The organism is Candidatus Rhabdochlamydia sp. W815 (genome assembly GCF_018642185.1).
GTDB lineage: Bacteria > Chlamydiota > Chlamydiia > Chlamydiales > Rhabdochlamydiaceae > Rhabdochlamydia > Rhabdochlamydia oedothoracis.
Genome location: NZ_JAAVTY010000062.1, coordinates 1 through 8,637 on the forward strand (window position 1 = coordinate 1; position 8,637 = coordinate 8,637).

8 protein-coding genes are annotated in these 8,637 nt (G+C 35.6%); 4 read left to right on the forward strand and 4 right to left on the reverse strand.

What is annotated here, in order from left to right:
- Window positions 1-325: 325 nt before the first annotated feature.
- Window positions 326-505, forward strand: coding sequence for a hypothetical protein (locus tag RHOW815_RS05185; RefSeq protein WP_215217270.1), 180 nt, complete (start codon window positions 326-328; stop codon window positions 503-505).
- On the opposite strand, the gene RHOW815_RS05190 is transcribed toward RHOW815_RS05185, so the two are convergent.
- On the reverse strand, window positions 489-1,598 hold the full coding sequence (locus RHOW815_RS05190) for a Fic family protein (RefSeq protein WP_215217271.1): 1,110 nt from the start codon (window positions 1,596-1,598) through the stop codon (window positions 489-491). The two genes, RHOW815_RS05185 and RHOW815_RS05190, sit on opposite strands and share 17 nt — an antisense overlap.
- Window positions 1,599-1,679: 81 nt before the next feature.
- Window positions 1,680-4,220: a DEAD/DEAH box helicase gene (locus tag RHOW815_RS05195; protein WP_215217272.1), complete on the reverse strand. Its 2,541-nt coding sequence runs from the start codon at window positions 4,218-4,220 to the stop codon at window positions 1,680-1,682.
- Between the two features lie 32 nt (window positions 4,221-4,252).
- Between RHOW815_RS05195 and RHOW815_RS05200 the strand changes: the two genes are divergently transcribed.
- A complete protein-coding gene (locus RHOW815_RS05200) occupies window positions 4,253-5,089 on the forward strand; it encodes a hypothetical protein (protein ID WP_215217273.1) in 837 nt (278 codons plus the stop codon).
- On the opposite strand, the gene trhO is transcribed toward RHOW815_RS05200, so the two are convergent.
- Complete coding sequence (gene trhO, locus RHOW815_RS05205; protein ID WP_215217274.1) at window positions 5,043-5,990, reverse strand: oxygen-dependent tRNA uridine(34) hydroxylase TrhO; 948 nt, start codon at window positions 5,988-5,990, stop codon at window positions 5,043-5,045. The genes RHOW815_RS05200 and trhO overlap by 47 nt on opposite strands.
- A 165-nt stretch (window positions 5,991-6,155) precedes the next feature.
- Between trhO and rpsD the strand changes: the two genes are divergently transcribed.
- The gene (gene rpsD, locus RHOW815_RS05210) at window positions 6,156-6,773 is read left to right on the forward strand and encodes a 30S ribosomal protein S4 (RefSeq protein ID WP_215217275.1); all 618 of its coding nucleotides are present in this window, start codon (window positions 6,156-6,158) and stop codon (window positions 6,771-6,773) included.
- Window positions 6,774-6,776: 3 nt separating this feature from the next.
- Here rpsD and RHOW815_RS05215 read toward each other — a convergent pair whose 3' ends face one another.
- Window positions 6,777-7,970 (reverse strand): hypothetical protein, encoded by a 1,194-nt coding sequence (locus tag RHOW815_RS05215; protein WP_215217276.1) that lies wholly within the window; start codon window positions 7,968-7,970, stop codon window positions 6,777-6,779.
- A 353-nt stretch (window positions 7,971-8,323) separates the two neighbouring features.
- Here RHOW815_RS05215 and RHOW815_RS05220 point away from each other — a divergent pair, with 353 nt between their 5' ends.
- On the forward strand, window positions 8,324-8,539 hold the full coding sequence (locus RHOW815_RS05220) for a hypothetical protein (RefSeq protein ID WP_215217277.1): 216 nt from the start codon (window positions 8,324-8,326) through the stop codon (window positions 8,537-8,539).
- Window positions 8,540-8,637 lie beyond the last annotated feature (98 nt).

The window sequence follows — 8,637 nt, forward strand, 5'->3', positions numbered from 1 at the left end:
TAGATCCATTGAATAAGGTTTAGGCATTTCTCTACCTCCATATATTTTGTTGGAGAAAAATATACAACTTTATCAATAATATTTTAAATAACTATATAACAAACAATTGTTAATTAATTATGAAAACTTAAATTAAAACATGTATTAACTTATTTAAAAAACTATTTTTTTAATACCTGTAATTAACTACAAATAAATGAGTTATATTCAAAAAACTTTATATTGACTCATTTCATCTATATCTTAAAAAAGCCTTGTTTAAGTATGTATACAGATAAATCAAAGGCATTATTTTACCCCCTTTTTGCCTAATTGAAGAGATTTTATGAAAAAAGAAGAACTGTTAAAAAAGATTTCCGAACTAGAGTCGGTCAATGACCAGCTTCAGACAGAACTGCGCTATCTCGACATTTTACTTAAAGAAATTGGCTTTGTTGAAGGGCTCAAAACACTTAAATTTGCAGCTAAGGAAATGATCGAACAAGATCTTAAAGAAGAGGATTAATTCTTATGGGCAGGTTTAACCAATAACGGGTGTGGCGAAGCTCTCCGGTTTTTACTAAGGCCCTTTTATGAACTAGGTCTGCTAAATCGCGTGTTGCTGTTGCTCTAGAGGTCTTTGCTATCACAATATAGTTATCAGCACTCAATCCCCCTTGAAAACCGCTTAGGCCCTCTGCAAACATCCTCAATAAAACCTTTTCCTGACGTGGATTGAGTCGTCCAGAAAGAGCTGTCAACAGCTTTGATTTTTCAATCAAAAAGCAAAGAAGGTTCATCGATTGACTTTGAGCCTGCAAGATCACATCTGCAAAAAATGCAATCCAATGATCTATTTCTAGAGTGCGATTACATCTTTCAATAGCTGTATAGTATTCTTTTTTTTGTTTTTCTAATACTTTTGAAACAGCAATTAATACCGGGTGTCCAATGCCTTGAGAAAGAACCTTTTCCACTAAAACACGGCCAATTCTGCCGTTTCCGTCTTTAAAAGGGTGAATGCTCTCAAAATACACATGAGCAATGGCCGCTTTTCCTAGAATAGATAGCAATGCATTTGTAGAATTAAACCAATTAATGAATGCTGCCATTTCATTGGGAACTTTTACTGATGAGGGAGCTTCAAAAAAAACCTTTGAAGAGCCATATCGATGAGAAACAATCTGCATGGGTTCAATATGAGTGCGATATCTTCCACAATCAATATTTGATTGATTATTAAACAGTTCGAAATGCCATCTAAAGAGCATCTCTTGAGTCAATGGTTGATCAAAGGATTGATAAACATCACAAAGAAGTTTAGCCATTCGAGATTCTTTATTGGTCTCTTGGTTGGGAGATGCACGTAAGCTAAAGTGTTGTTTAATCGATGATTGCAAGCTTTCTCTATCAAGAAACTCTCCTTCAATTCTCGCACTTTCTAAACCCTCCAAACTAAGAATCTCTACGACAAACCGGCTGTATTCCTGATCTCCTATATTTTTTAGAAAGGCGCAGGCAGTGTCTACTTCTAAAAGAAACTGCCTTTCTTTTAAAGCTATTTGGTCGAGATGGTAGCTAAATTGGGGCCAGTCGGGTAATTCCCAGTTCCAGGGCATGAGTTATAGACCTCTCTTCTATAACTCAAATATATAGAAATATGAGTTATAGAGCAAGGCTCTATAGCTCAACTTTTGGTTTTAATCTAGTAGATGGATCAAATCTTCTAAAGAAAGGGCTTCTATATTGCTTAAATCTTCCATAAGGGTTTGAGAGAGCTGTTGCTTATGTTTTTTAAGGCCCATGATTTTCTCCTCAATGCTTAAAGCGGTTACATAACGCCTAGCAATCACTTGGTTAGACCTTCCTAACCTGTGGGCTCGATCAATAGCTTGATTCTCTATTGCTATATTCCACCAAGGGTCATACAGGAAGACATAGTCGGCTTTGGTCAAATTTAAACCAACTCCTCCTGCTTTTAAGCTAATAAAAAAAAGAAGGGTTTGGTCGTCTTCTTGAAACTGAGATACAACCTGTTCTCGATTTTTTGTGCTCCCATCTAAATAGACGTACTTCCAATTCCGATTTTGAGCCTCTTTTTTCATCAAATGTAGCATTGAAGTGAATTGACTATAAAAAAGAACCTTTCTCTTTTCTTCTATCACTTCTGCTAAATCAGCCATAACTTTGGAAAACTTCCCGCTGTATTGATAGAGATCTTGGGCAGTAGGATCTACTAGCAAAGGGTGGGCGCAAATTTGCCTTAGGCGCAAAATGGCTTCTAAAATCTGCATTTGTTGATTGGTACCTTTTGATCGGAGCTTAACACGCGTGGACTGTAGATATTTTTCATAAATGTTGCGCTGCTCTTCGCTCATTTCTACCCAAATGGTCTGTTCGAGTTTTTCTGGAAGATCAAGCGCTACTTGCTTTTTTGTGCGACGCAAAATAAACGGCCTGATGAGCTTTTGTATGCGCTTTAAATAACGACTGTCTACTTGAGATGCAAGCGCTTCTGCTTGAAACTGTTTACGCTCACCTAATAAGCCTGGATTAAGAAAATAAAAAAGCGAGAAGAAATCCTCTAGTCTATTTTCTATAGGTGTCCCTGTAATAGCCACTCGCATCTTTGATCGCAGCTGAAAACAGACTTCAGCTATTTGACTATCTGGGTTTTTAATGACTTGTGCTTCATCTAAGATAACCAGTTGAAAATCTAAAGAGGTAAACAATACCTGGTCTATACGTAAAACAGCATAGGAAGTAAGAATGATTGATGGGATAGAGGGAAGGGTTTTTATTCTCTCTTTGCCTGCATGTATACGAATCGGGCAGCTAGGAAAAAACCGAGCACATTCATTTTGCCAATTAAATAATAAAGACGTAGGAACTACAATCAAACAAGATTGTTTGAGCTCTAGTTGTGAAAGAAAGGCTATTACTTGGATGGTTTTACCTAAACCCATTTCATCAGCTAAAAGCCCCCCTACTTGATTTTTCTCTAGAAAAGAAAGCCAGATCAACCCTTGATTCTGATAAGTGAACAGTTGCCCTTTGAATTTCTCTCCTAGAACAACTGGTTGAAGAGCATGATTTAAGTGCTTAAAGATCTCTAGAGGATTCTTTTCCTCAGAGAGCAATCCTAATTGCCTAAAGGGAAGGTAGACTCCTTCTTGATCAAACTCTAACTCTGAAAGATCTGCCCATTTCTCTTCTATTTTTTTCAAATCGATTAGACCGACTGTATGAGCAGCTAATTCTACAAAGCAAGATCTACGATTAAAAGCCCCTATTACCTGTTGTAAATTAGCTCTATGACCTTGATAATCAAACTCAGCGCGTACAAGCCAAGCTTGAGGGCGCTCTTCTAACAATAGGGTTTCTTGTCCTAAACAAACCACTTGCTTGTTTTGATGATCAAATACTTTCCAGCCGATTTCAATTAAAAATGTAATACTTTTGGCTACTTTATCTAGCGGACAATAATAAGAAGAATCCCCCACTTTTTTTTTGCTAAAATCGGTTTCTAATAGGTCTTGTTCCCATTGCTTTTCTAGGGTCTTTTTACGCCAAAAAAACTCTTTTTCTTCAAAAGCTGGTATTTTTCCTCGTATTCCATAATCAAACCATAAATTGGCAAATCCTCCATGTCGATCTGTTAAACAAATAAAAGGCAAAGGATCGTTTGAAATTTCTTCTAACCAGGTTATGCCCTCTTTTTCTTCTAGAAACTCCTGTAGTTCTTTTTTTTGTAAGATAGTCTCTGGAATTTTTAGCCATTTTAAAGACACTTCTGTGTCTAATAGACGTACAACTCCAGCATAGAGAATCCATTGAGGACTTCCCCAAAAAACAGCTGTACAGCTGGCCAAAGGCTCTTCTTGTCTACCAAGCTTAAATCTTGCACAGATTTCTACTTGTGTCTCATTTAAGGCTTTTGCTTGAATAAATCCTTCTGCCTTTGTAAAAGGATCGATAATGATCTTTTGTCCTTTATAGAGCAATCTACCTGTGCCACTAAGAAGCTTAAGTAATTCAAATGCAATTCCTGAGGAGATAAGAAACCTTATTCCCTCTTCTACATGGGTAGGTAATTGTTTCCATAAAAGATCTAGTGCGTTTTTTTCTAAAAGGGATTTAGCTGCTAGCAAGGTTTCTTTTCTCTGGGAAAATTTTTTTGGTAGTGTAATAACCATTTGAGATTTTTGAGAAATATCTAAATGATAAAATAGCTCTGACACAAATATCTCCTTTTAAACTATATTCATGGTTTATGAATCATAACTTGAAGATTTGGAATAACCAATCCAGCTGGGAAGAAGCGGAAGAAAAATGGGATCAAGGGCAAAAATCCTATCAAAAAACCCATCCGTTGAAAACTCTCTCCTCTCTTCCACAAATGCCTGGTATTACCAAAGACACTTCCTGCAATCTTACATGGAAAAGTACAAAATATTTACTCACCCGCGATAAGAAAAAAATTTTTTGGCGCTATTTTTTTCGTGCGCCGATAAAACATAGCTATCGTTTTATCTCTTCTTTATTTACAAAATCTTACTCTCGAGACCAAGATCTTTTCTTTTATGGGGTAAAAGATTTGGCCACCTTTGAAAAGCGCTTAGCTTGTCATAAAAACCATCTTCTTGTCATAGGATTTTCCTATTGTCATAAACCTTTTGAATGCCCTTCAAAACGGTTTTCAGCTGACTGTATTCACGATCCCAATCATCCGGTATGTCGCCAGTGTTTTATTGGTAAAGCGGTAAATGCTCTACCTAATAGAGCTCATATCATTCCTTTATTTATTCCTACCGTTCATTATATTGGAGAAAAGTGCTTCGAGCTTATTTTTGCCCATCCAGATAAGCAAGTCTTTTTCCTGATTACCGCATGTGAGCTAACCCTTACCATGTTTGCAGATTGGGGAAACATGATCGGCATTCAAGGGATAGGCATACGTCTTGATGGTCGCATTTGCAATACTATGAAAGCCTTTGAACTTTCCGAAGAGGGAATCAAACCAGGACTTACCGTTGTGCTTGATGACACACAAAAACTCATGCTTAATTTAATCCGTTCTCTTTGGAGGAATACCGACGAAAAGGCTTAGGACGCGTGACCGCCTGATAAAGCCTTACCCTACCAGCAGACATGCAAGTATCACTACAACAGCCTTTGAATTTTTCTGCACAAGTAAGGCAACATAAGAAAAGCTCATTGCAATCCATATTTGCACAATTATAATATGTATCACTACTTGTTTTGCAATGAGAACAATGGCTGATTACTTCATCTACTTTTTCATCTATACAAACGGATAAGCGATCGTCAAATACAAATAACTTGCCTCTCCAATGTGCGGTACTTTCTTGTTTTCCATAATTAATTACACCACCATCTAACTGATAGATCTCAGAAAAACCTTCTTTTTTTAGCAGAGCAGAATACAGTTCGCATCGAATACCACCAGTACAGTACATCATGACCTTTGTCTGGTTAGGGTCATAATGATTTTTTAATTTTTTTGCATAGGGAGAAAAATCTCTAAAGTTTTTTAAGCAAGGAAGCTCAGCTCCCACAAAATGACCCAGTTCCCATTCATATTGATTGCGCACATCGATTAGCAAAACGCTTTCATCGCGATTTTCCAACATCTCTTTCCATTCTTTAGGGGAAACGTGTGTACCTGTTAATTCTAAATCCACCTCTTCATCTAAAGCTACAAGCTGCTTCCGAAATTTCACGCAGGCTTTGGGGAATACATGCTCATCGTAAAAATCTATTTTAAAAGAAATTTCTTTAAAACGTGCATCCTTTTTCATCCACTCTAGGTAGATTTGAGCATCGGTTTTACAACCGCTTATTTGGGCATTAATCCCATTATGAGCAATATAGATCCGACACTTAATATCTTTATTTTCTAGAAATTTTTGCTGCCTCTGTACCTCTTTTAAGGGGTCTTCAATAGGAGTAAATATATAATAGGCTATAATCCAATAATCTTTTTGCATAAGTCAATACCCTTGTTTAAAAGAGAAGTATAGCGCTGAAAAGCAAACCTGACAATATCATAGATTATTTTTTAACAAAAAAAGCTCCATTTACAAAAAATCACGGGTAGATTAGGATACATCTTTTTATGTCATTAAAATAAGCAGTCTTATTAGGAGATTACCATGGTTCGATACACCGGCCCAAAAAATCGTGTCGCAAGACGTTTTGGGGCAAATATATTCGGCAAAGCTCGTAATCCGTTACTACATAAGCCAAATCCTCCGGGAATGCATGGAAGTAAAAGAAAGAAAAAGTCTGATTATGGCCTTCAGCTAGAAGAGCAACAAAAGTTAAAAGCTGTTTATGGTATGCTGACAACCACTCAGGTTGTGCGCTACTATAAAGAAGCTTCAAAAGCAAAGGGAAATACCCCTGCTGTTTTTATCGAGAGATTAGAATGCAGATTAGATAATATGGTTTACCGCTTAAAATTAGCGCCGACTATTTTTGCAGCTCAGCAATTAGTATCTCATGGACATGTATTGGTAAATGGTAAGAAAGTAGACCGCAGGTCTTTTTTTGTCCGTCCGGGAATGACGATTTCCATTAAAGAAAAGTCTCAAAAAAATGATAAAATCCAAAAAAGCATAATTAGGTCTGGTGAGATTCCTGAATACCTCTCTTTGGATGCTGGTGCTTTTTCAGGGCAACTTCTCGTATCTCCTGCAATCGACCAGGTGCCTTTTCCTATCTTGATTAATGTACCGTTAATTTGTGAATTTTTAGCACACAACAACTAAACCTTATATAGAGTTAGCTCTAGCTAGCTCTTCTTGTATTTTTAAAAGTTTTGTCGTAGAAGAATGGGGTAATAATTTTTTGAATGCTTTTTCTACTTTTTTATAGCCTATTTTTTTATACTTATCACAAGGAACCGTAAATCTTCTTGTAAAATCTTCTACATCACTTGACCTAGGATAAAGAATGTCTTGAGTAGATTTTTCTAAAAAATTATAGAAATCTTTAAAGAAATTATTATTTGAATACACTATAGATAATTCTTGTAAAAGCGGATTAGAATCTATATAAGCATTCCAACAAGTTTTAAATTCATTGAATAGTTCTTCATATTTATGAAGATCTTCTTCTTCGCGTAAAGCACGTCTTAGTTTTCTTATGGCTACTACCAAACTATTTGCATAATCTTTTATATCATTTGCAAATAATGAATGAGACATATAAAAATCTGTTCCCTTACAAACATTCTTTGAAAGCGTTTGGTAACCGAATTCAGCAATACGAACTATATCCAAATTTTCGATCGCTTCTCCCTTCTTTGCCGATTGTAAAATATTTTCTATATTCCAAGAGGGGTTTTGCGGAGCATATAACTTATGCATAGGTAAAAATAATTCGCTTGGAAACATACGTTTTTTATCATCTTCTTCGTAAATTAAGTTTCCAATCTCTGACAGTTTTTCATAAAATTGATTCTCTACTCTTTGGAATAGATAAAAAGCTTTAGGCTGCCATATAGTCCCCTCATCCGTATCAGGTACGTAAGTTATTCCCATAGATCTAGCAATCAGATTCCATTCTTTTTCTATCTTTTTTAGATCTTGAAAACATGTATATATTCTCCAGTCTTTTTGAGATGAATTAAAATACTTTTTTATATAATTAATTATCTGTTTTATCCAACGAGGAAAGCTTAAAAAAAATTTTTGATTGCTTTTTACCAAATGTTCTACATGCGCATTTTTTAGCAAAAACTTTCCGTCTTCAGTAAAACTAGGGTCTACTGATAAAGTAAAAAAAGCAGGCATCCATACTTGTTCTACGTTTTTTGAATCAAGGGTAACATGGCTTTGAGAAACATTAGGTTTACAATTATTAAAACAATTTTTTATGTCTTCTTTTTCTAGGTTATCTCTTGGATTATCTATCGTGGTGTTTTGTAAGACCTGAATAGAAGGTTCTAAAAAAATTTTTGTCATATTCTCGTTTTTCATTTAAATGAATCTATTAATGTTAATTAATAATAATTATACTATACAATTGTTAATTGATTATTAATTTATATCTGATATACAGGGCCAACGCATGAAGATTTTGCTTGATAATTGAGAGATAAAAAATGATTCTGGCTCCTTTTTCATAAGGAGTATAAAAAGGAAAGGAAATAGAGACCATTCAAAGCCTTCTTACTATATTAAAGGAGTTGTTGTAACAATCGATGCAGCCGTTTGTCACAAAATAGTAGTAGAACAGATTTGTTCCCAGGGAGGAGATTATGTTATTGCCCTTAAAGGCAATCAAGACCACTTACATGCAGAAGCTCATAACTTTTTTGAACAAGCACAGGACGTTATACCGGAAGAAGCTAGCTGTGATTATTGAAGGAACTGGAGCTGAAAATCTATCTATAGTTCGACGGGCTACTTTGAATCTTTTACAAAAAGATAAGACAAGCAAGGTCAGTTTAGGTAAACGACGCTTCATTGCATCATGTCGTAAAGATTATTTATTAGATCTGGTAGGTGCAAAGGAAATTCTTCATGCGTAAGCCCTGATCTATACTAGTGCCGATTCAAACGGCTAGCTTAATGGGATTTAAGTCAACGACTTGAAACTTGTCGTTTATCCTACATTTCAAAATATCTA